The sequence below is a fragment of the Microbacterium sp. NPDC028030 genome, from assembly GCF_040637855.1.
Taxonomy (GTDB): Bacteria; Actinomycetota; Actinomycetes; order Actinomycetales; family Microbacteriaceae; genus Microbacterium.
In genome coordinates, this window is the sequence record NZ_JBEZXF010000003.1 from 216,240 (window position 1) to 238,882 (window position 22,643).

Genomic DNA, 22,643 nt, shown 5'->3' on the forward strand with positions numbered 1-22,643 from the left:
GCGGACGCGCCCGCATCGTGCAGATGTCCCGGCGAGATGCGGCTCAGGCCGGTGCGGCGTAGGCGGCGGCGAACTCCGCGGACGGTTCGATCGGCTCGATGACGTCGATGAGCACTCCTCCTGGTGCCTCCACGATGAAATGCCGCTGCCCGAACGCCTCGTCGCGGAGCGCCAGCCGCTCCGGAAGGCCGCGCTCCCCCACCAGCCGTGCATGCTCCGCCGTCGCATCCGGCACCTCGACGTTGAGCAGCAGGCCGCGTACCGGTTCGCGGAAGCCCTCGGGGATGGTCTCGTGCGTCCGGTGGAGGATCGCCAGTTCGACGTCATCGACGCGCAAACTCACGTACCAGTCCGCCTCGAACGTCGTATCGAAGCCGAGTTCCTCACGGTAGAACCGTGCCGCAGAGGCGACGTCGTCCACCATCAGCACCGGGTAGAAGCTCGTGATCTCCATGGTCACTCCTTTTACATACAGCGTGTTTGTATCGTTCGGGGCTAGAATACATACACATCACACGTAAAGGAAGTCCATGCCTCGCGCATCCGCCGCAGACGCCGCAGAGACCGCACGCCGTGTTCTCGAGGTCGCCACCGCACACTTCGCCGCCCAGGGCTACGCATCGGCCTCGGTCGACGACATCGCCCGCGCCGCCGGTGTGACCCGGGGCGCCGTGTACCACCACTACACGTCGAAGCCGGGTCTGTTCGCGGCCGTCGTCGCAGCGCACCAGCAGATCATCTCCGAGGCGATCGTCGCGGCGACGCGAAACAGCGCCCCGGACGCCGCGATCCACGACGGGAGCCACGCGTTCCTCGATGCGATCACACAGGGGGCGGCGGCGCGCATCCTCCTGATCGACGGCCCGGCCGTGCTCGGTTGGCAGGAGTGGCGACGCCTCGACGCGGAAGGCCCTGAGCAGGAGCTGCACACCGGCCTCCGTGAGGCCGGCGCCTCCCCCGCACTCCTGGACGCGCTGACCGCCGCGCTCTCGGGAGCGATGAACGAACTCGCCCTCTGGCTCGCCGCGCGTCAGGAAGACACCGCCGCGCGTCGGCAGGCCCACATGGCTCTCGACGCCGTCCTGGACTCCGTCGTTCCCCGGAGCTGAGCCCCCGCCGAGCAGCGACGACGCCCGGACATGAGAGAAGGCCCCGGGGTGGAGCCCGGGGCCTTCAGATCAAGCGTAGCTCAGATCAGAGCGCTTCGATGATCTCGCGCATCAGGTCGGCGGTCTCGGACGGCGTCTTGCCGACCTTCACGCCGGCGGCCTCGAGGGCCTCCTTCTTCGCCTGGGCGGTGCCGGCGGAACCGGAGACGATCGCACCCGCGTGACCCATGGTCTTGCCCTCGGGAGCCGTGAAGCCCGCGACGTAGCCGACGACGGGCTTGGTGACGTTCGCCTTGATGTACTCGGCCGCCCGCTCCTCGGCGTCGCCGCCGATCTCGCCGATCATCACGATCGCCTTGGTCTCGGGGTCGGCCTCGAACGCGGCGAGCGCGTCGATGTGCGTCGTGCCGATGACCGGATCACCGCCGATGCCGATGGCGGTGGAGAAGCCCAGGTCGCGCAGCTCGAACATCATCTGGTAGGTCAGGGTGCCCGACTTCGACACGAGGCCGATCGGACCCTTGCCGGTGATGTTCGCCGGGGTGATGCCGACGAGAGCCTCGCCGGGGGTGATGATGCCGGGGCAGTTCGGTCCGATGATGCGGGTCTTGTTGCCCTTGCTCTGCGCGTAGGCCCAGGCCTCAGCGGAGTCACCGACGGGGACGCCCTCGGTGATCACGACGAGCAGCGGGATCTCGGCGTCGATGGCCTCGATCATCGCGTCCTTCGTGAACGCGCCGGGGACGAAGGCGATCGACACGTCGGCGCCGGTCTCCTTCATGGCCTCGGCGACCGAGGCGAAGACGGGGAGCTCGACGGCGTTGCCGCCCTTGTCCGTGTGCGAGACCGTGGTGCCGGCCTTGCGGGCGTTGACGCCACCGACGACCTGGGTGCCGGCCTTGAGCATGAGCGCGGTGTGCTTGGTGCCCTCACCGCCGGTGATGCCCTGGACGATGACCTTGGAGTCCTTGTTGAGGTAGATCGACATTCTTCTCGTCCTTCAGTCTCAGGCGTTGGCGAGTTCGGCGGCCTTGTCGGCGCCCTCGTCCATGGTTGCGGCCAGGGTCACAAGCGGGTGCGCGTACTCGGCGAGGATCGCGCGGCCCTCGTCGACGCGGTTGCCGTCGAGGCGGACGACCAGCGGCTTGGAGGCGGTGGCCCCCAGCGTCTCGAGTGCGCCCTTGATGCCGTTGGCGACGGCGTCGCACGCCGTGATGCCGCCGAACACGTTCACGAACACGCTCTTGACCTGCGGGTCGCCGAGGATGACGTCGAGGCCGGCGGCCATGACCTCGGCCGAGGCGCCGCCGCCGATGTCGAGGAAGTTCGCCGGCTTGACGCCGTTGTGGTTCTCGCCTGCGTAGGCGACGACGTCGAGCGTCGACATGACGAGCCCTGCGCCGTTGCCGATGATGCCGACCTCGCCGTCGAGCTTCACGTAGTTGAGCCCCGACTGCTTGGCTTTGGCCTCGAGCGGGTCGGCGGCGTCCTTGTCCTCGAGCGCCTCGTGCTCGGGGTGACGGATCTCGGAGGCGTTGTCGTCGAGCGTGACCTTGCCGTCGAGCGCGATGATGTCGCCCTCTTCGGTGCGCACCAGCGGGTTGACCTCGACCAGCGTCGCGTCCTCGCCCTTATAGACGTCGAAGAGCTTCACGAAGACGTCGGAGACCTTCTCGACCAGGTCTTCGGGGAAGTTCGCCGCGCGAGCGATCTCGACGGCCTTCTCCTTGTCGATGCCGGTCAGCGGGTTGACCTCGACGCGTGCGAGAGCTTCAGGGCGCTCGACCGCGAGCTCCTCGATCTCCATGCCGCCCTCGACCGAGCAGAGGCTCAGGTAGGAGCGGTTGGCGCGGTCGAGCAGCACGGAGAAGTAGAACTCCTCGGCGATGCGCGCACCCTGCGCGACCATGACGCGCTTGACGATGTGGCCCTTGATGTCGAGGCCGAGGATGGCCTTCGCCGCCTCGTACGCCTCGTCGGGGGTCTTGGCGACCTTGACGCCGCCCGCCTTGCCACGGCCGCCGGTCTTCACCTGAGCCTTGACGACGACCACTCCGCCGATCTTCTCGGCAGCCGCCCTCACCTCTTCAGGGGTGTCCGCGACAATGCCGGCGAGGACCGGCACTCCGTACTTTTCGAAAACGTCTCGTGCCTGGTACTCGTACAGATCCACTGTGGTTCCTTCACTGGGCTGCTGTCTGGTAATTCTCTCGATGTCGAGACATCGACCAGTCCCCCAGCCTACTACCTCGGCCTGGGCGCGCTTGCGGCCGCGGGCGCCGGCCGGTCACCGCAGCGGCGGCACGCCGTGGCGACGTGAAGGCAGCGCCGCCAGACGGAGCTGACGGGTGATCAGCAGCGGAGTGATCACCAACGCGGTGCCGACGGCGACGATCACCGGTCGCACGACGACGACGGGCAGCCCACCCCACAGCGCGATGAGGATCGAGCCGACGAGGACGACCCCCAGGACGGCCTCGCTCACGATCAGCTGCCGCCGCACCGCTGCGGTGTCCGCTGCCAACGTGGTCTCCCGTCCGTGCACGGCGATGCGCTCGGTCCACCGCGCGCCGTCCCACCAGCGCCGGGTGCCGCGGCGCCGTGTCTCGTACCATCCGGCCGGAATCCCACGTTCGCTCACGCTCCTCAGTATGACGGCGGCGCCTCGGTGTCGGCGCCCGCCGAGGTCTAGGCTTTCGCCATGCACGAATCCGCAGAACTGCGCACCGGCGTCGTCGCCGCAGCGCTCGAGCTCTTCAGCGCCCAGGGCTTCGACCAGACGTCGGTGGAGCAGATCGCGAAGGCGGCCGGCGTCTCGCGCTCGACCTTCTTCCGCCAGTTCGGTGGCAAGGAGGATGTCGTGTTCGCCGACCATGAGGTGCTTCTCGAGCAGCTCCGCGAATTCCTCGACGAGGGGCACGACGACCCGTGGGGCGCCGTCTGCGCCGCATCCGAGTCGGTCTTCGCGCACTTCGCCCACGACCCCCAGCTCGCCCGTCGGCGCTACCAGATCGTGCGTCAGGTGCCCGTGCTGCGCGAGCGCGAGATCATCACGGTCTTCCGCTACGAGCGCCTGTTCGACGAGTACCTGCGCGGCGCCCTCCCCGGCGTCGATCCGCTGGACGCCGTGGGGTTCGCGGCGCTCGTGACCGCCGTGCACAACCACGTGCTGCGTCAACTGCTGCGCGGGCGCAAGAAGGTGCCGCTGGCGACGCTGCAGACGGCGCTCGCCGATGTCCGCCGCCGGTACGGGGTGACCGGCGAGACGGCGACCGCCCCGGACGACATGGTCGTCGCCGTGTTCCCGCGATCCATGCCGATCGCGGAGGTCACCCGCCGCCTGCAGTCCGAACTCGACTGACGACTCGAGGTCGTGGAACCGAGTATCGAGGAGTACGATACTCGGGTCCACGAAGGAGTCCCATGAGCACTGCAGCCGCCCCCTCCCCCTTCCCCGGCGAGCGCGTCTCGTCCTACGACATCACCGCACGTCAGGACAGCGACTACTACGCCGTCTTCGGCGATATCCCCGCCGCCGATCGGGCCGCGTGGGATCGTGCGAAGGCCTACGTCGACGAGGTCGCGCCGCAGATGACGGAGGCCTGGGACCGCGCGGAGTATCCGCTCGCGGCCGCCCGCCGGATGGGCGAGATGGATCTGGTCGTCGACGGCGTGCAGCACCCGTCGCTCACGAGCCTCTCGCCGTTGGCCGCAGGCCTGGTCAACATGGAGATCTCACGCGGCGACGGCTCCCTCGGCACGATCCTCGCGGTGCAGGGCGGGCTCGCGCTGCGCACGCTCGCCCTGTTCGGGTCGTCCGCGCAGCAGGAGCGCTGGCTCACCGCGCTCGCAGACGGGTCGGTGCTCGGATCCTTCGCACTGACCGAACCAGACCACGGCTCCGACTCCGTCTCGCTCGAGACCGTGGCCAGGCGCGACGGCGACGCCTGGGTCATCCGCGGGGCGAAGAAGTGGATCGGCAACGGCGCCTCCGGCGGCATCACCTTCGTGTGGGCGCGCGTCGAGGACGAGGCCGCCGATGAGCACGGCGCTGTGCGGTGCTTCCTCGTGGAGCAGGACGCGCCGGGCTACACCGGCACCGTGATCCGCGGCAAGGCCTCGTTGCGGGCGATCCACCAGGCGCACATCGTGCTCGACGACGTGCACGTACCCCTGGATGCGGTGCTGCCCGGGACCAAGAGCTTCAAGGACGCATCCACCGTCCTCTATGCCACACGCTCGGGCGTCGCGTGGTCGGCACTCGGTCACGCGACCGCATGCTACGAGGCCTCCCTGGCGTACGCGACCCAGCGAGTGCAGTTCGGCAAGCCGCTCGCGAAGTTCCAGATGGTGCAGGAGCGGCTCACCCACATGCTGGAAGACCTGACGGCGATGCAGCTGTACTGCCGCCGGATGGCCGACCTCGAGACAGCGGGAGATCTACGTCCGACGCAGGCCTCGCTCGCGAAGTTCCACAACACGCGCGCCGCACGCCGCATCGCCTCGACGGCCCGCGACCTGCTCGGCGGCAACGGCATCCTGCTCGAGAACGGCGTCATGCAGCACATGGCCGACATCGAGGCGATCCACACCTACGAGGGCACCGAGAGCGTGCAGGCGCTGCTGCTCGGTCGCGACATCACGGGGATGAGCGCCTTCGCCTGAGGCCAGGTGCGGGCGTCCTGGTCAGTCTCACGCGGGACGGATCATGCACACCAGACGCGGACGCGGGTCCCAACTCTCCGCGCGGCGGAAGCCGCGTGATTCGTAGAGGCGGATCGCTCGCTCGCGCCACTCCCACACGGAAAGACGCACCTCACCCTCCGCATCCGCTATCGCCGCGTCGAGCAGCGCCGACCCCACGCCACGGCCACGCACGCGGGGATCCGCCCACAGTCGCTTGACCTCGGTGATGCCGCCACGGGCGAGCGAGACGACGACGCCGACCACCCGGTCGTCGAGATCCGCGACGAGCACCCGGCAGCCGTCGTACGCAGCAGAGGGGTCGTCGACCTCCGGCCGATACCGCTCGGGGAGCACGAGGAGCGCTGCGCTCTCCGTGCCGCTCTCCCGCCGCTTCTCCTCCTCTGTCTGGACGAGGTAAGCGCGCACGGCGGCGGCGACGGCGGGAGTGTCGTGGCGGAGATCCGCAGGGCGGACCCGCGGCGACGCGTCCGCCCGATCGACCATCAGTCGCAGCCGCAGCCGCCGGAGGGCGTCTTCACCATGAAGCACACGTCGCACACGCCGTAGTCGCGCTCCGAGACGGGCTTCGGCGCCTTCTCGGCGCGCGGTGCCGAGACGCGAGGGGTCGTCGCGCGCTTCGCCGCTCGCTGCGGTGTGAGGGGGATGAACTCGCTCGGGTGGCTCACATAGAAGTACGGCGCGCGCCCGTCGCTCGGCTGGAGCCGCAGGGGAGCCGAGCCGACGATCAGTCGCTCGTCCTCGGTGAAACCGTTGGTATAGGTGCGCCCGATGTGCAGCGACGCACCCTCGCCGCGACGGATCGCCTCGATGTAGCGGCCGCGGTCGATGAACGAGGTGATCCCGATCGCATCGACGATCGACGTGATGAATGCGTGGTTCGCCGGGTCTATGCGGTGCGCGCGCAGCGCTTCCTGGAGCGAACGGTATGGACGGGAGGTGCCTGCGGGGGTCGGCCCCTGTACTTCTTTCATCCCTTCCAGGATCGCACGCTCCGGGCACTGCGTCCGACCGTTTCCTCCGTCGCGCGTGCGAGACTGGCGTCATGGTTCGGGCGACGATCATCGGCTCCGGCCCCAACGGCCTCGCCGCCGGGGTGGCCCTCGCACGCGCCGGCTACGAGGTGCGGGTGCTCGAAGCGGCCGACACGGTCGGCGGTGGAGTGCGCACGGCGGAGACCACGCTCTCCGGTTTCCGACACGATGTGTGCTCCACGGTGCATCCTGCCGCGCTGGCGTCGCCGTTCTTCCGGGCGTTCGGTCTCGCAGAACGCCTCGAGTGGATCATCCCGGAGATCTCGTACGCGCACCCGCTGGATGCCGGAAGGGCCGCGATCGCGTGGCGGGACATCGAGCGCACCGCTGCCGGACTCGGGGCCGATGAGCGGACCTGGCTCACGCTCCTGCGCCCCCTGAGCGGACACATCGACGGCGTCACCGACTTCACCGGCAACCAGCTGCTGCGCGTTCCCGCAGACCCCGTGACAGCCGTCCGCTATGCGCTGCGGATGCTGGATCAGGGCACTCCCCTCGCCGCGCGCAGCTTCCGCACCGTGGAGGCGGCCGCCCTGATGTCGGGAGTCGTCGCGCATGCCAACTCCCCGCAACCCTCACTCGCCGGCGCGGCCGCCGGTCTGCTGCTGGCGGCTCTCGGACATGCCGACGGGTGGCCGCTCCCCCGCGGTGGCGCGCAGAGCATCGCCGACGCGCTGGTCGCCGATCTCGAAGCGCATGGCGGCTCCGTCGAGACCGGAACGGCGATCACCGACCTCGGTGCGCTCGATTGGGGCGACCCCGACCGAGGCGATCTGCTTCTGCTGAACACCTCTCCGCGCCTGGCGCTCACCCACCCCGACATCCCGGCGGGATACGGGAGAACTCTCGCCTCGTACCGCTACGGCGCAGCTGCGGCCAAGGTCGACTTCGCCCTCGACGGACCCATCCCGTGGAGCAACGACGACGTGCGACAGGCGATCACCGTGCATCTCGGCGGCACCCGCGCCGAGATCTGGGCGAGCGAGAACGCCGTCGCCGCCGGCCGCGTGAGCGAACGCCCCTACGTGCTCGCGGTGCAGCCGTCCGTGGTCGACGCGTCGCGCGCACCGGAAGGCAAGGCGGTGCTGTGGGCGTATATTCACGTGCCCAACGGCTCCGATCTCGACCCGACCGCCCTCATCACGGCCCAGGTGGAGCGCTTCGCTCCGGGCTTCCGCGACCTCGTGCTGGCGCACCACGCCGTGCCCGCGTCGTCGCGAGAAGCCATCAACCCCGCGGAGATCGGCGGTGACATCTCCGGAGGCGTGTTCGACATGCGACAGGCGCTGCGTCGACCCGCGCTCACTCCGGCACCGTGGCGCACCCCCATGCGGGGTGTCTACCTCGCCTCCGCCGCCACCCCGCCCGGCCCGGCGGTCAGCGGCATGGCCGGATGGCACGCGGCGCGCACGGCCCTCGCCGATGCCGGCGAACCCGCCACGCTCGACGACCTGTTCGGCTGAGCGCAACCCCTTCCGCCGCAGCATCGCCGGCGTCCAGGATGGGACCATGCGCTACGAGATCCCCGCACCGATGCTCGCGAAAGCGGTCCGGACCGTACCCGAACCGGACAAGACCCCCGGCGGACTCCTGTACGAACCGAAGTGGGACGGTTTCCGCGGCCTCATCGCCTGGGACGGCGAGACGGTGGAGATCGGCTCCCGAGGAGCGAAACCCCTGACCCGGTACTTCCCCGAGCTGGTCGACGCCATCCCCGAGCTGCTGCCTGGGCCGTGTCTGCTCGACGGGGAGATCGTCGTCGCCACCGGTCCCCGGGGATCCCAGCGCCTGGACTGGGAGGCGCTGAGTCAGCGCATCCACCCCGCGGCCTCGCGCGTCGCGAAGCTCGCCGTCGAGACACCGGCCATGTTCATCGCCTTCGACCTGCTCGCCTACGGGGACGACGACCTTCTCACGCAGTCGTTCGAGACGCGGCGGGCGCGGCTCGAGACGGTGATGGAGGCCGTCGAGCACCCCCTGCACATCACCCGGACGACGCGCGACCGCGATTCCGCCGTGCGCTGGCTGCAGGAGTTCGAGGGCGCGGGGCTCGACGGCGTCGTCGCGAAGCCCCTCGACCAGCCGTACGCCCCGGGCAAGCGCACCCTGTTCAAGATCAAGCACGCCCGGACGGCCGACGTGGTCGCACTCGGCTATCGCATCCACAAGTCGGGTTCCGGCGTCGGCTCGCTGCTAGTCGGCCTCTACGGCGACGACGGCGTGCTGCGCCAGGTCGGCGGCGTCGCGGCGTGGAGCGACGTGCGGCGGCAGGAGCTCGTCGACGAACTGGCACCCCTGGTCGAGCGCGATGACGCGGGCGACGCCGTGACCGTGGAGGGCGAGCGCTCACGTTTCAGCGGCGCGAAGGATGTCTCCTTCGTGCGGTTGCGCCCCGAGCGGGTGCTCGAGGTCAGGTACGACCAGCTCGAGGGCGCGCGCTTCCGTCACACGGTGCAGTTCGAGCGTTGGCGCCCTGATCGCGACGCCCGCTCATGCACCTACGACCAGCTCGACACCGTCGCGGGCTACGACCTGGCCGACGTCCTGAGCTGACCGCGTCACTTGTCGGCGGGAGTGCCGTCTTCGTCCCAGTTCGCCGCGACCTTCTTGCTCGGCTGCACGCGCGGAGGCTCGCCCGGCATCTTCGGGAACTCGGGAGGGAACGGCAGCTCGCCCAGACCGTTCTCGGTGTCACGGGTCCACCACTCCAACAGGGTGTCGATGCGACCGGGTGACGCCTGCATGTCGGCCCACGGGTCGCCCACGTCGTCAATCCTCTTCGGAATGCTCCGCACCGTGAACGCGCGGGGGTCCAGGCCGTCGAGCTCGTCCCACGAGACCGGCGTCGACACCGTCGCACCGGGCAACGCCCGTGGACTGTAGGCCCCGGCCATGGTGCGGTCGCGATTGGCCTGGTTGAAGTCGACGAAGATCCGCTCCCCGCGCTCCTCCTTCCACCAGTTCGTCGTGACCTGCTCCGGCAGCCGCCGCTCCAGCTCGCGTCCCGCGGCGATCACGGCGTGCCGCACATCGAGGAACTCATGGGTGGGCTCGATGGGCGCGAAGACGTGCAGCCCGCGATTGCCGCTCGTCTTGGCGAACGCCTCCAGGCCTGCCTCGCGCAGCACCTCGCGCAGCGTATGCGCGGCGACGACGGCGTCCGCGAAATCCGTCCCCGGCTGCGGGTCGAGATCGATGCGCAGTTCGACGGGGTTGTCGGCGTCGGTGGCGAGCGACGCCCACGGATGGAAGACGATCGTGTTCATCTGCACCGCCCAGACGATCGCACTCGTGCGGTTCAGGACGATCTGCGGATGCTGGCGCCCGCTGTTGTAGGTGACGGTGACCGCGTCGACGAAGTCCGGCGTGCCCTTGGGCGGGTTCTTCGAGAAGAAGCCCTCCGCCCGCGGGCCGCCAGACGCACCGACCCCGTCACGGAATCGCTCGAGCGAGACCGGGCGGTTGCCGTTGGCCGCGAGGAACGGCACCGCGACGAGTTGCACGTACTCGGCGAGTTCGGCCTTCGTGATCCCGAGGTCCGGCCACACCACGCGGTTGGGACTGGAGAGCGTCACCTCGCGCTCCGCGTCGGAGTCGGCGACGGTCAGGGTCACGCGTTCTGAGGCCATGCTCCGACCCTAGAGCGATGCCCCGACAGACGGAACCCCGCAGGGCACGACCGCAACCAGGCGAGCGTCGCTCAGTCGTCCAGGTCGACCGCGAGCACGAGGACGGGGGCGAGTGCGTCCCGTTCTACGACGAGCGACGGCCCCGCGGAGTCGACGATCACGCCTGCCATCTCCGAGTGACTCGTGAGGACCTTGGCCAACTGCTCCGGCTCGAACGGGAGCGGCCGGTCGCCCCGGCCGAGGGCGATGACCTCGAGCGGGTGCGAGAAGAGCTGCAGGTACCGCCGACCGTCCGCGGTCTGCGCCTCGGCGATGCCGACCTGCCCCGAGCCGGTGCCGTCGTTCACCGCCACCCACATCCGCTTCGTCGCCAGCGCCGCGCCGACCTTGACCGCAGAGTCCTGCTCACGCGGTGCGGCGAGGATCGTCTTGACCGCCATGTCGACGTCGGCCTGCTCGAGCGTCTTCTGCAGCAGCTCGGTCGGGAAGACGACGCGATGCGGCGCGGATGCGTTGTCGACGATCAGTCCGGCGAAGTCGCCCGACACGACCTGCTGCAGCACGGAGGTCACCGGCTGCGCCACCGCCGAGGTCGCCGCGGGGTCGGCCTCGAGCTGCACCGAGTCGCGCACCGCGCGTGCCGAACTGAAGGCCAGCATGAACTGACGGTCGTCGTTGTCGCGCACCACCGCGACAGAGAGCGGCTTGCCCTCGCTGATCTGCGCGCGGGCATCGCCGTTCACGCGGATGTACAGGTGACCTTGCAGTGCCTGGCGCATCACGCCGAGGAGCTGGTCGTTGGTCGCACCGGCCTCGATCTCTGTCAGCGCCTCGCGCAGCAGGACGTTGTCCTTCATGCCCGCGACCGTCTCGGTCTGCTCGGGCGGCAGCGCCGGAGCGAGGGGAAGGCGTCGCTCCTGGGGAGCGGCCGGTTGCGGCGCAGGGGCCGGTGCCGTCTGACGCGGGGCAGGAGCCTCCGCGGGCTTCGCATCGGCGTCAGGGAGCGCGACTTCGGGGCCCGCCTCCGCGCCGACGCCGCGGAAGGCCTGCACCGAGATGCCGATCGAGGGCGCCTCGACCTCAGGCTGCTCGGTGGACGCACCCGCATCGACGGCGGCGGGGGCCTCGGTCCCGCCCGCTTCCTGCGGGGCATCGGCGGTGGGGGCGACGGCATCGTCACCGGACTTCTTGCGGCGGGAGAAGAGGGCCATATGAGCCAGCCTAACCGGCATCCCACCGGGTTCCGCGCGATTGCGCCGCGCGCGAACCGAGCGGCGGTCGATGCTAGATCTTCTCGATCGGAGCGACCTTGATGAGCAGCTTCTTCTGCCCTGCGGAGTCGAACCGGACGTGCGCGATCCGTTTGGCCCCCTCTCCGGTCACGGCGTCCACACGGCCCTCGCCGAAGTCCACGTGACGGATGCGGTCGCCCGCGGCGAGTTCGAGGTCGCCGTTGTCACGCATCTTGGCCGTGACCCGGTTGGGGAACTTGTCCATCGCCGTCGACAGCGGTTTCAGGGAGTCGCGTCCGGGGAGCGCCTTGACCGCGAACCTGTCGTTCGACGCGGATCCGCCGAAACCGCCCTGGCGGCGCGCGTTCAAGGCACGCGACTGCATACCGCCGCGCGAGTTCACGTCGCCAGGCGACTGCCGCCAGTCGATGAGCCCTGCCGGGATCTCCTGCAGGAAGCGGCTCGGCATCGCCACGGTCACCTCGCCGAACTGGGCACGGGTCATCGCGAGAGACAGGTGCAGCCGCTTGCGTGCGCGGGTGATGCCCACGTAGAACAGCCGACGCTCCTCCTGCGGACCGCCAGGCTCTCCCGCTGAGATGCGGTGTGGGATGAGGTCTTCCTCGACACCGGTGACGAACACCGCGTCGTACTCGAGGCCCTTCGCCGTGTGCATGGTCATGAGGGAGACGGATCCGGACTCGTCGTCAAGGTCGTCGGCGTCGGACACCAGAGCGACCTCGGTGAGGAAGTCGGTGATCGTGCCCTCCGGGTTGTTGCGGGCGAAGTCACGGGTGACCGCCACGAACTCGTCGAGGTTCTCGACGCGCGCCTCGTCCTGCGGGTCGCGGCTGGCGCGCAGCGCGTCGAGGTAGCCGCTCTTCGCCAGAAGCAGGCTCAGCCCGTCGGCCACCGATGTCGACGGCGGCACCTCGCCGGACGGCGGGAGCATGATCGCGGTCGCCTCGGTGAGCACCGCGTCGAGTTGGGCGATGGCCGCCTGGATCTTCGGCCCCACACCGAGCTGCCCTGGCATCGAGAGTGCGTCGCGGAACGTGATGCCGTGCTCCTCGGCGAACCGGGCGATGGCGGTCTCGGTCACGTCGCCGATGCCACGACGCGGCTTGTTGAGGATCCGCCGCACCGACATCTCATCTGCGGGGTTGGCCACCGCCACGAGGTACGCCAGCGCGTCCTTGATCTCGGCCCGCTCGTAGAACTTCGTGCCGCCCATGATCTTGTACGGCACGGCCGAGCGGATGAAGATCTCCTCGAGCGCGCGCGACTGCGAGTTGGTGCGGTAGAACACCGCCATCTCCGAGTAAGGCATACCCGCGCGGCGGAGCGCCTCGACCTCATCGGCGACGAACTGCGCCTCGTCGTGCTGCGAATAGCCGGTGAAGCCGATGATGGCGTCGCCGTCGCCCTTGTCGCTCCAGAGCTTCTTGTCCTTGCGATCGAAGTTGTTGCCGATGACCGCGTTCGCCGCCGACAGGATGTTCTGCGTCGAGCGGTAGTTCTGCTCGAGCAGCACGACCTTCGCCCCGGGGAAGTCCCGCTCGAACTCGCTGATGTTGCGGATGTCTGCTCCACGGAACGCGTAGATCGACTGGTCGGAGTCGCCGACCACGGTGAGCGACGCCCCCGGCTCGCCCGCGCCGGCGGGTTCCGGATCGGGCTCGAAGATCATCATGCCGTTCGAGGCATACGGGTCCGGCGCGGAGCCTGCACCCGACACGGGTCGCGTCAGTTCGTGGATCAGGGCGTACTGCGCGTGGTTCGTGTCCTGGTACTCGTCGACCAGGATGTGCCGGAACCGTCGGCGATAGGTGTCGGCGACCTGGGGGAAGGCGCGGAAGAGGTACACCGTCTGGCCGATGAGGTCGTCGAAGTCGAAGGCGTTGGCCTTCTGCAGCTGTCGCTGATAGTCGGCGAAGACCTCGACGAACACGCGCTCGGCCGGGTCGCTCATATTGGCCTGACGCGCATACGCCTCGGCGTCGGAGAGCTCGTTCTTGAGCTTGGAGATGCGGCCCTGGACCGCGGCGGGGGTGAGCCCGTAGGCGTCGGCCTCGTGTTCCTTCACCAGACGCTTGATCAGTGCCCTGGAGTCGCCGGAGTCGTAGATCGTGAAGTTCTTCGTGAAGCCGAACTGCTGCGCCTCGCGTCTCAGGATGCGCACGCAGGCCGAGTGGAAGGTCGAGATCCACATGCCGCGGGCGGCGTCGCCGATGAGCCCCTCGACGCGCTCGCGCATCTCTCCGGCCGCCTTGTTCGTGAAGGTGATCGCGAGGATCTGGCTCGGCCACGCCTCGCGGCTGCGCAGCAGGGAGGCGATGCGACGGGTGAGCACGCTGGTCTTGCCCGACCCCGCTCCCGCGACGATCAGCAGAGCGGGGCCGCGGTAGGTGACGGCCTCGAGCTGCTGCGGGTTGAGTCCGGCGAGGAGGTCGTCCTGTGCCGGGGCTCCCGCGGACGAGGGGCCGACGGATCCGGGGACGATGAGGGGGGCTTCGGTCATGGCCTTATGAGTCTAGGCGGCGGCACCGACACCGGGGCACGGGTCGCTGAACGACGGGGTGGGGCGCGCGGACGGACCGCGGCCCCACCTCGGCGCTCAGGCCGCCGCGCGCCTGCGGCGGATCAGCACGAGCGTCCCCGCGGCGAGGAGCGCCATCGCGAGCGCGGCGGCCCCGACCGGAAGTTCGGCTCCGGTCGCAGCGAGCCCGCCCGCACCGGCGACGATGCGGATGTCGGCCCAGCCGAGGAGAGCGCCGTCGGCCGCGAAGACGGCGATCCGGTGCGCCCCGAGCGGCGCGTCGGCGGGGATCGTGACGGTGAGGGCGCCCGCAGCCGAGAGCGTCCCGGTCGCGACTCGGACGGGGTCGGAGTACATCCAGACCGCGGCCTCCGCACCCGCCGACTCCTCGCCGACCGTCACCGTGACCTTCTGTCCACGGGCCGCGACGGACGGGTCGACCGTCACGCCGTTGCGGTTGCCGTCGACCAGCTCCGCGCCGGGCACGGGCGGGTTCTCCCCGCCCGGGTTCTCGCCGCCCGGGTTCTCTCCCCCGGGGTTCTCCCCGCCGGGGTTCTCTCCCCCGACGCCGGGGAGCGTCCCCGTGCGCAGCGACTCCGAGGCGAAGCCGTCCGCGAACCACCACACCGGTCGCTGACCGTCGACCGACAGCGAGGCCGGCGCGGTCGCGAAGCCCTCGTTGTTGATGTCGGGCATGCCGGCCGGGCGCTCGTAGTGGGCGATCCCGGGCTGCGCGGTTCCGTTCAGGGTGATCTCCGCCGACCGGCCGTGGCACCCGTCATCGCAGACGGCCCACAGGGTGTTCCGCACGGTGTCGTAGTCGAGCGCCATGACTCCGGCGAGGCCCGGCGCGATCTCCGAGACCAGGGTCGCCGTGCCGTCAGCGGCGAGCGCGAAGGCGTAGACGTGCCCGTTGTCCTCGACCGCGACGAGGAACAGCCCGGCTCCGTGACCGTCGTAGTCCGCGGGGTCGTACGCGGCACCGGTGTTGTCGTCGAACAGCTTCCCGGCGAGAGCCGCATCGGGCGCCCACTGCACCGCCTCCATGCCCAGGTTCGCGCCGACCGCAGGGAGCAGCGCCGTGAGGTCCCACTCCTGCTGGGCGACCAGGTCGCCCGCGGCCGCTTCGGGATCGACCTTGAGCACCACGTTCTGGTTCACACCCTTCGCGCCGTTGTCGCGCTCCGAGGCGACGTAGACGAAACCGTCTCCGTCGACCGTGATGCCCTCCGTGTCGGGACCGGCAGCACCGGGGTCGGCAGCATCCTTCTGGAAGCGCACGCGCTTGCCCTCGTCCCAGCCGTCCACCTTGTCGACCGAGCCGTCGGCGCGAGCCTCGAGCTTCCAGATGCGGCCCTCGCCGTTGTCGACCGCCCAGAGGAATACGCCGTCAGCCGTCTCCTGCACGTCCAAGCCCGAGCTGTCTTCAAGGAACGTCGGCGCGGCGTCGAGCACGCGGACCTCGGCCGAACCGGGCCACGGGGAGAACGCGATCTCGCCCGCGCAGACGTTGGCTGCGCCCTTCGTCGACTCGGTGGTCGCCGCGAAGGCGCCCGTGGTGTCGGGGCAGCGACCCCAGGTGGCGGCCGCGTGGCCCTCGCCCCAGGTGGTCTCGTCGACCAGCAGATCGCCGTCGAACACGCGAACCGCGTCACCGCCGCCGAGACCGAAGCCCAGCTGCTCCCGCTCGATCACGAGGTACTGACCCGCCGCGATCGAGGTGCCGGCCGGGATGGCGTAGGCGTGGGCATCGTCGTCGTCCTTCACCACGACGCCCGAGACGTCGAGGTCGGTGTCGGTCGGGTTCACGAGCTCGATCCAGTCGTCGGGCGACCCGCCGTCGGACTCGACCTCGTTGATGCGGACGGGGTTGCCGCAGGCGTTGCGGAGCCCCTTCGTCGACACGGCCACGTCGACGAAGTCGCCCGTGCCGTCGGCGCACCGCGCCAGGACGCCGTCGGCGTGGGCCGCGTACACGTGCTCGTCGACCGTGTTGCCGTTCGCATCGCGGATCGTCACGGTGTCGCCGTTGCCGAGGCCGAAGATGAAGTTCGCCGGCTGGTCGAACACGAAGTAGCCACCCGGCTCCAGCATCGTGCCGGCGGGCAGCGGCGTGGTCTCGGCCGCGTGACCGGTCGGGTCGCTGTCCATGATGGTCCAGCCCGAAAGGTCGACCCCCGTCGCTCCGGTGTTGACGACCTCGACCCAGTCGGTGGCGTCGCCGTTCGACTCGATCTCGTTGATCACGACATCGGGCATCACACACGAGTTCGCGGCCCCTGGCGTCGGGTGCGCGAGCACGAAGGAACCGACGCCGTCGGGGCAGCGGGCGAGCGTGGCGGCAGCGAAGTCGCCGCCGATCGCCGCGTGCCCCTGCCACGGCAGAGTGTCGTCGAGCTGGGCGCCCGTGGCATCGAAGAGACGGATGCGGTCGGCGCTGCCAATGCCGATCGGGTCGCGGAATGCGGTCTCGACACCTCCGACGAGGCCGATCGTGCCCTCCTCGACGACCAGGAATCCACCTGCCGCGATGTGCGTGCCGGCGAGGAACTGCCAGCGGTGGTCATCGGAGTTGTCGCGGATCTCGTAGCCCGAGATGTCGAGCGCCTCGGTGCCAGGGTTGTAGAACTCGACCCAGTCCGCGGGCTGCGAGTCGACCTCGTTGATGAGGATCGACCCTTCGACGGGGGCGACGCTGCAATCGTTCGGTGCCCCCGGCGTCGCCGCCGTCGCGTGCGCCCAGTCCCCCGTGCCGTCGGGGCATCGCGCCCACACCGACAGCGGTGCGGTGTTCTCGTAGGCGAAGGAGTCGACCTCGGTGCTGGTCGGATCGAACAGCACCACCTCGTCGCCCTTGCCGAGTCCGAAGTCGAAGTCGACGTCCTTCACGAGCACCAGGAACTCCCCCGGAGCGAGGGATGTCCCCTCCGGCGCCGCACCGAAGCTGTCGCGCTTCTCGTCGGCGATGGTCCACCCGGTCAGGTCGACCGTGGCGGTGCCGGCGTTGTATATCTCGACCTGATCGGCGAGGCCCGTCGCCGCGTCGTCGTAGACGATCTCGTTGAGGACCAGCGTCGGAGAAGCCGGGAGCGATGCGGCGGGACGACTGCCGAGGTCGGCGCCGATCGCGGCGGCGGGTGTGGCGAGCAGGGCGGCAGCGCTGAGGGCGCACACCGCCACGACCGCCGCTGCGGATTGCAGGCGGGGCATGGAGGACTCCTGGGGGCTCGGCCGGCGGGCTCCGCGGACGGAGCGCATCGGCGGTGAGGCAGACGGGTACGCGCTCAGACCATCGATCCCGCGTGGCCGCAGGAAGACCCCCGGGTGCACGGGAGGTGAACGGGAGGTGGCGACTTCCTCGCCGCACCTCGTCTCAGGCGATGCGGGTCCCCGGCGGCAGGCGGCGTGCCGGCGTCCGCGTCCGTGCCCAGGCTCCGGCGAACAGCGAGCCCGCGATCACGACCTGCACGCCCAGCCCGACGAACCAGCTGGGCACCGACGACTCCATCATGTCCTGCGGCGTGACGTATCCGCCGTCCGGATCGCACTCGTCCCAGCGCTGCTCGAGCGGCGACTGCTGCGCAGCGCGCACACCGGTCTTGATCTGCCCGAACAGGTCGACGGGATACCCCTCTGGCGAGAACTCGGTCGGGGTCGCGTCGGCGAGCACCACGAACGGGTTCGCGGCCAGCGCCCACCAGACGAGGTCGAAGCGCGGCACCTCGTAGGTGGTGGTGACCTCCCAGTTCTCGCAGTCGACCGCGCCGTTCGCGTCATACGGCCGCGAGTAGCTCGTCCCCTCGCTGCGCACGGCCAGACCGCCGAGACCGAACGCGATGAGCGTTCCGAACACGAGCGCCGAGACCACGAGGTACGTGGTCGCGACAGAGAACAGCGGGCGTGCGATGAGTCCGCTCAGGCCGACGCCGATCGCCGCGACGACGATGATCTCGGCGGCGAGCACGAGCAGCGACACGAGCAGCACGAGCGGGTTCGCTCCCCCGCCCAGCAGCGACAGCGCGAGGAACGGCAGTGCGACCGCAAGGAAGGCGCCCCCGGTCGCGACGGCGGCCAGCAGCTTGCCCAGCATGATGTCGCCGGTGGATGCCGCTGTCACCTGAATGGCGGCGAGGGTCGCCGCGTCACGGTCGCCGTTGATGGCGTTGCCGCTCAGGGTCGGCGAGACCAGCACCACCAACAGGAGCACGATGTTGACGACGATGGAGTAGACGCCGGCGCCGACGAAGTCGCCCCAGGAGTACACCGCGAACGCGAGCCCGGTGACGCCGAGGAGGACGAGCGCGAACACACCGAGCAGGACGTACCAGCCGACGCTGCGCAGCCGCTGGGTCAGTTCGAGGCGGGCGATGATCCCGATGTTCGCGGCGCTCATGCTCCCGCCTCCGTCGCGCTCCGGCCGGTGGGTGCCGGTGGCGCCGCGGGCGGCGCAGGCGGCGGTGGTGTGGGGGTCGCCGCGCTGGTCGGGGTATGACGCAGCGCGAGGAACGTGTGCTCGAGGTCGCTCTGCGCCGGAGCGAACTCCGCGACCGGAAGGCCGGCCTCGACGAGGCGGCGCAGCGACTGGGCAGCCGCCTCCTCCCCGTCGAACCCGACGAGGACGGCACCGCGATCGCTGGCGAGCGATTCGGGGGCGAGTCCGAGATTCGATGCGACCTGCCACACGTCGGCGTTCAGTCGTTCGGGCGTCACCCCCGCCAGTCGGATCCGCCAGGCGCGCACCGCGGCCTGGGCCGGTGCGGCGTCGACCACGGCGCCGGCGACGAGGAACACCGCGTCGTCGACGACCTCCTCCAGCTCGGAGAGGATGTGGCTCGAGATCAGCACCGTGCGACCTTCGGCGGCGAAACGGCGCAGCAGCACGCGCAGCTGCAAACGTGCCTCCGGGTCGAGACCGGAGGCCGGCTCGTCGAGGAGCAGGACCCGCGGATCGTGCACGAGCGCGCGCGCCAGACCCAGCTTCTGCTTCTGCCCGCGGGAGAGCACCTTCGCGGGCGAGTCAGCCAGGTCGCCCAGCCCGACGAGGGCGAGCAGCTGCTGCGCACGAGCTGCGGCATCGGCCTTCTCGATGCCGTACAGCCGCGCGGTCGTGACGATGGTCTCGCGCGCGGTGAGCGACGGCCACGCGCCCAGCGCATCCGGCATCCACCCCAGCAGACGGCGAGCGGCGAGCGGATCGACGGCGGGATCGACGTCGCCGATGCGGATCGTTCCGGTGTCGGGGGCGAGCAGCGAGGCGAGCATCAGGAGCAGGGTGGTCTTGCCCGCGCCGTTGGGTCCCACGAGTCCGGTCACGCGACCGGGCTCCGCCCGCAGCGTCGCTCCCCTCACCGCCTGCACCGTCCCGAATGCCCTGCTGACGTCTTGCACCACGATTCCGGTCATGCGGTCAGTCTGGCATCAGAGTCCCGTCGCGCCGGGGACCTCCGGGCGGATGCTCAGCCACGCCGAGCGTCGGGTGGAACAATCGGCTCATGCGCACGATCCTCAACATCATCTGGGTCATCCTCGCCGGATGGGCCCTGTTCCTCGGGTACGTCGTGGCCGGGATCGTGCTGTGCATCCCGATCGTGACCATCCCCTGGGCGATCGCCTCGTTCCGCATCGCCGCGTACGCGATCTGGCCCTTCGGACGCGAGGTCGTCAGCAAGCCCACGGCGGGAGTCGGGTCGTTCCTGGGCAATGTGCTGTGGGTGATCCTCGCCGGATGGTGGCTCGCGATCGGACACATCGTCTCGGGGATCCTGCTGTGCGTCACGATCATCGGCATCCCGATGGGCATCGCGGACTTCAAGATGGTCCCCGTCTCGCTCATGCCGCTCGGCAAGGAGATCGTCTCGACGCGGAGAGGCGCCTTCGACCGGACCCTCTGAGCGTCGGCTCATGGGACGGTGATCGCTCAGCCGCGGAAGAAAGCGACGCCGAGGTCCGGGTGGTCGACGAACACCCCGTCGATGCCCTGACGGGCGATCACTCCCCATTCGGCCTCGTAGTCGCCGTACGCACCACGCCCGCCCGACCCGCGGAACTCGGGGGCGAGGAAGGCGTTCTCCGGTCGACACGTCCAGGTGAAGACCGTGAGCCCGCGCGCGTGCGCATCCGCGACGATCGAGTTACCCCGCGCGAGGAGCATCTTCTTGTTCACGCTGATGCCGTCGACGCGTCCGACGAGCCCGTCGAGGCCCTGTGCGGTGACGGTCGCCGGGTAGGTGAGCGCCTGCTTGCCCTCCGCGACCAGATGGTCATAGGGTCGCCCGGCCGCCTCGATCAGATAGACGTACGACGCGGCGATCCCGCGCTCACGCAACTGACCCAGCACCGTCGACTCGAAGCACTCGATGATCAACGGCAGCTCTCCGTCGGCCCACCCCGCTTCGCGCAGCTCGCGGTCGATCAACGGGGCGAGGTCGAGGCCGATGCTCGCGAAGTAGGTGGCGTGCTTGACCTCGAGCACCACGCCGATCTCCCTGCCGTGCTCGACCGACCCGTCCCGCACGATGTCGAGCACATCCCGAAGGCGCAGGATGGCCTGCGACCCGTCGAAGCTCGCGCTCGAGGCCCGCACATCGGGCAGACGTTCGCGCCCGCGCAGGGTCGACAGCTCCGCCCACGTGAAGTCCTCGGTGAACCACCCGGTCAGGGCGTTCCCATCGACACGCTTGGTGGTCTTCCGGTCGGCGAACTCCGGGTGCTCGGCGACGTCGGTCGTGCCCGAGATCTCGTTCTCATGCCGCACGATGAGGACGCCGTCCTTGGTGGCGACCACATCGGGTTCCACGGCGTCCACCCCCATGGCGAGCGCCAGTTCGTACGAGGAGCGGCTGTGCTCCGGTCGATAGCCGGGCGCACCGCGATGCCCGATGACGAGGGGGGATTTCCTGGGCACGCTCTCAGCGTAGAACACCCCGGGAGTGTCGCCACCCGGGTATCGTGGAGGAAAGCGACCTACTACCCCCCTTTGGAGTGAGGCCCACCAATGAGCAACTTCGCTTTCAACAATCCTGCTTTCCAGCAGCAGGACCCGCGCAATGTCGCGACCTACCCGGGCGGACCCCAGGCTGCTCAGGGCGCGCAGAGCGCCTCGCTCCAGCACGGGGCGATGGACGCTGCAGCCAACGCACAGCTCGAGGGCATGTACGCCGCGCCGCCGGCCGGCGCCATCGAGACCGACCGCATGTCGGTCGAGGACACGGTCTGGAAGACGGCCGGACTCTTCGGCATCCTGCTCGTCACCGCAGCCATCGGCTGGGTGCTGACGCTGGGCGGACTCGACGTCCCCCGCTATGACCCCTACAACCCGGCTGCCGTCAACATCCTCCCGTGGATCGTCGGCGCACTCGGCGGCTTCGTGCTCGCGATGGTCATCACGTTCACCTCGCGCAAGAAGGTGCGTCCCGCGCTGATCTTCGCCTACGCCGCGTTCGAAGGACTCTTCATCGGTGGCATCTCGGCCTTCTTCGAGGTGCAGTGGCCGGGTATCGTCTTCCAGGCGACCCTCGCGACCATCTCGGTCGTCGGCGTGACCCTCGCCCTCTTCGCGAGCGGCAAGATCCGCGCCTCCAAGAAGGCCACCAAGATCTTCATGATCGCGATGATCGGCTACCTGGTCTTCTCGCTGCTGAACCTCGTCCTCATGTGGACGGGCATCAACACCAACGCCTTCGGCCTGTTCAGCGCCGAGATCATGGGCATCCCGCTCGGCCTCATCATCGGCGTCCTCGTCGTGATCATGGCCGCGTACTCGCTGGTGCTCGACTTCGACCAGATCCAGCAGGGTGTGCGCAACGGCGCCCCGCGCAAGTACGGCTGGCTCGGCGCCTTCGGCATCATGGTCACCGTGGTCTGGCTCTACGTCGAGATCCTCCGCATCATCGCGATCGCCCGCGGCAATAACTGACGCGACACGATCCGCGCCACGAGAGGCCCGTCTCCCTGGGAGGCGGGCCTCTTGCCATACCCGGGCCGCGCCGCGCAAGGGGTTGGCATGCACCCTGCCACGGGAGCATCCTGAATATCAGAAGCCCCGGTACCCCGGGGCTCCCGATCTACAGGAGCTGACCATGAGTTTTCTCGGCTTTCTTCTTCTCGGCCTCATCGCCGGAGCCATCGCCAAGCTGATCCTCCCCGGGAAGCAGGGCGGCGGCTGGTTCATCACTCTGCTGCTCGGTGTCGTCGGTGCTCTTCTGGGAGGCTGGCTCGGCAGCCTGATCCTCAACCGCCCCCTCACCGAGTTCTGGGATCTGGGCACCTGGCTCCTCGCCATCGCCGGTTCCATCATCGTGCTGTTGATCTACGGCCTGATCGCCGGGCGCGGCCAGAAGGTCAACGACTGACGCTCCCCCACCTCCCCACGCCCGTCCCCTTCGGCAGCGAGAGCT

Annotated in this window: 21 protein-coding genes; 8 read left to right on the top strand and 13 right to left on the bottom strand. The window is 69.6% G+C overall.

Annotated features, from left to right (window positions below; all coding sequences use genetic code 11):
* Positions 1-43 precede the first annotated feature (43 nt).
* On the bottom strand, positions 44-454 hold the full coding sequence (locus tag AB0E56_RS15470) for a VOC family protein (RefSeq protein WP_359800446.1): 411 nt from the start codon (positions 452-454) through the stop codon (positions 44-46).
* 76 nt (positions 455-530) lie between these two features.
* On the opposite strand from AB0E56_RS15470, the gene AB0E56_RS15475 reads away from it, so the two are divergent.
* The gene (locus AB0E56_RS15475; RefSeq protein WP_359800448.1) at positions 531-1,109 is read left to right on the top strand and encodes a TetR family transcriptional regulator; all 579 of its coding nucleotides are present in this window, start codon (positions 531-533) and stop codon (positions 1,107-1,109) included.
* Between the two features lie 85 nt (positions 1,110-1,194).
* On the opposite strand, the gene sucD is transcribed toward AB0E56_RS15475, so the two are convergent.
* The 3 genes from sucD to AB0E56_RS15490 form a co-directional block, all read right to left on the bottom strand.
* On the bottom strand, positions 1,195-2,097 hold the full coding sequence (gene sucD / locus AB0E56_RS15480) for a succinate--CoA ligase subunit alpha (RefSeq protein WP_359800449.1): 903 nt from the start codon (positions 2,095-2,097) through the stop codon (positions 1,195-1,197).
* 18 nt (positions 2,098-2,115) lie between these two features.
* Positions 2,116-3,282 carry an ADP-forming succinate--CoA ligase subunit beta gene (gene sucC, locus AB0E56_RS15485; protein WP_359800451.1) on the bottom strand — a complete coding sequence of 389 codons (1,167 nt, stop codon included), beginning with the start codon at positions 3,280-3,282 and terminating at the stop codon, positions 2,116-2,118.
* 114 nt (positions 3,283-3,396) lie between these two features.
* Positions 3,397-3,750, bottom strand: a complete 354-nt coding sequence (locus AB0E56_RS15490) for a DUF2510 domain-containing protein (protein ID WP_359800452.1) — start codon at positions 3,748-3,750, stop codon at positions 3,397-3,399.
* Between the two features lie 60 nt (positions 3,751-3,810).
* On the opposite strand from AB0E56_RS15490, the gene AB0E56_RS15495 reads away from it, so the two are divergent.
* Together AB0E56_RS15495 and AB0E56_RS15500 are read left to right on the top strand one after the other, a co-directional pair.
* The gene (locus tag AB0E56_RS15495; protein ID WP_359800454.1) at positions 3,811-4,470 is read left to right on the top strand and encodes a TetR family transcriptional regulator; all 660 of its coding nucleotides are present in this window, start codon (positions 3,811-3,813) and stop codon (positions 4,468-4,470) included.
* A 62-nt stretch (positions 4,471-4,532) separates the two neighbouring features.
* Positions 4,533-5,774, top strand: a complete 1,242-nt coding sequence (locus tag AB0E56_RS15500) for an acyl-CoA dehydrogenase family protein (RefSeq protein WP_359800456.1) — start codon at positions 4,533-4,535, stop codon at positions 5,772-5,774.
* A 27-nt stretch (positions 5,775-5,801) separates the two neighbouring features.
* Here the strand turns inward: AB0E56_RS15500 and AB0E56_RS15505 are convergent, their stop codons facing one another.
* Both AB0E56_RS15505 and AB0E56_RS15510 read right to left on the bottom strand, forming a co-directional pair.
* Positions 5,802-6,299, bottom strand: coding sequence for a GNAT family N-acetyltransferase (locus AB0E56_RS15505; protein ID WP_359800458.1), 498 nt, complete (start codon positions 6,297-6,299; stop codon positions 5,802-5,804).
* Positions 6,299-6,787: a magnesium transporter gene (locus AB0E56_RS15510; protein WP_359800460.1), complete on the bottom strand. Its 489-nt coding sequence runs from the start codon at positions 6,785-6,787 to the stop codon at positions 6,299-6,301. The genes AB0E56_RS15505 and AB0E56_RS15510 overlap by 1 nt, the downstream gene beginning before the upstream one ends.
* 71 nt (positions 6,788-6,858) lie before the next feature.
* On the opposite strand from AB0E56_RS15510, the gene AB0E56_RS15515 reads away from it, so the two are divergent.
* Positions 6,859-8,310, top strand: a complete 1,452-nt coding sequence (locus tag AB0E56_RS15515) for an NAD(P)/FAD-dependent oxidoreductase (RefSeq protein WP_359800461.1) — start codon at positions 6,859-6,861, stop codon at positions 8,308-8,310.
* Positions 8,311-8,356: 46 nt separating this feature from the next.
* Positions 8,357-9,400, top strand: coding sequence for an ATP-dependent DNA ligase (locus AB0E56_RS15520; protein WP_359800462.1), 1,044 nt, complete (start codon positions 8,357-8,359; stop codon positions 9,398-9,400).
* Between the two features lie 5 nt (positions 9,401-9,405).
* Here the strand turns inward: AB0E56_RS15520 and ligD are convergent, their stop codons facing one another.
* The 6 genes from ligD to AB0E56_RS15550 form a co-directional block, all read right to left on the bottom strand.
* Entirely contained in the window at positions 9,406-10,476 is a 1,071-nt protein-coding gene (gene ligD / locus AB0E56_RS15525; RefSeq protein WP_359800464.1) for a non-homologous end-joining DNA ligase, read from the bottom strand.
* Positions 10,477-10,547: 71 nt separating this feature from the next.
* Positions 10,548-11,687, bottom strand: a complete 1,140-nt coding sequence (locus AB0E56_RS15530) for an SseB family protein (protein WP_359800465.1) — start codon at positions 11,685-11,687, stop codon at positions 10,548-10,550.
* Positions 11,688-11,760: 73 nt separating this feature from the next.
* Entirely contained in the window at positions 11,761-14,229 is a 2,469-nt protein-coding gene (locus AB0E56_RS15535) for a UvrD-helicase domain-containing protein (protein WP_359800467.1), read from the bottom strand.
* Between the two features lie 96 nt (positions 14,230-14,325).
* Entirely contained in the window at positions 14,326-17,457 is a 3,132-nt protein-coding gene (locus AB0E56_RS15540) for a lamin tail domain-containing protein (RefSeq protein WP_359800469.1), read from the bottom strand.
* 163 nt (positions 17,458-17,620) lie between these two features.
* A complete protein-coding gene (locus AB0E56_RS15545; RefSeq protein ID WP_359800471.1) occupies positions 17,621-18,640 on the bottom strand; it encodes an ABC transporter permease in 1,020 nt (339 codons plus the stop codon).
* Positions 18,637-19,650, bottom strand: a complete 1,014-nt coding sequence (locus AB0E56_RS15550) for an ABC transporter ATP-binding protein (protein ID WP_359800472.1) — start codon at positions 19,648-19,650, stop codon at positions 18,637-18,639. Before AB0E56_RS15550 ends, AB0E56_RS15545 begins: the two co-directional genes overlap by 4 nt.
* An 89-nt stretch (positions 19,651-19,739) precedes the next feature.
* Here AB0E56_RS15550 and AB0E56_RS15555 point away from each other — a divergent pair, with 89 nt between their 5' ends.
* On the top strand, positions 19,740-20,138 hold the full coding sequence (locus AB0E56_RS15555) for a YccF domain-containing protein (RefSeq protein WP_359800475.1): 399 nt from the start codon (positions 19,740-19,742) through the stop codon (positions 20,136-20,138).
* A gap of 26 nt (positions 20,139-20,164) precedes the next feature.
* Here AB0E56_RS15555 and AB0E56_RS15560 read toward each other — a convergent pair whose 3' ends face one another.
* Positions 20,165-21,151 (bottom strand): glycerophosphodiester phosphodiesterase family protein, encoded by a 987-nt coding sequence (locus AB0E56_RS15560; RefSeq protein ID WP_359800476.1) that lies wholly within the window; start codon positions 21,149-21,151, stop codon positions 20,165-20,167.
* 90 nt (positions 21,152-21,241) lie between these two features.
* On the opposite strand from AB0E56_RS15560, the gene AB0E56_RS15565 reads away from it, so the two are divergent.
* Entirely contained in the window at positions 21,242-22,162 is a 921-nt protein-coding gene (locus AB0E56_RS15565) for a Bax inhibitor-1/YccA family protein (RefSeq protein WP_359800478.1), read from the top strand.
* 163 nt (positions 22,163-22,325) lie between these two features.
* Positions 22,326-22,598 (top strand): GlsB/YeaQ/YmgE family stress response membrane protein, encoded by a 273-nt coding sequence (locus AB0E56_RS15570; RefSeq protein WP_017203627.1) that lies wholly within the window; start codon positions 22,326-22,328, stop codon positions 22,596-22,598.
* The last annotated feature ends 45 nt before the right edge of the window (positions 22,599-22,643 follow it).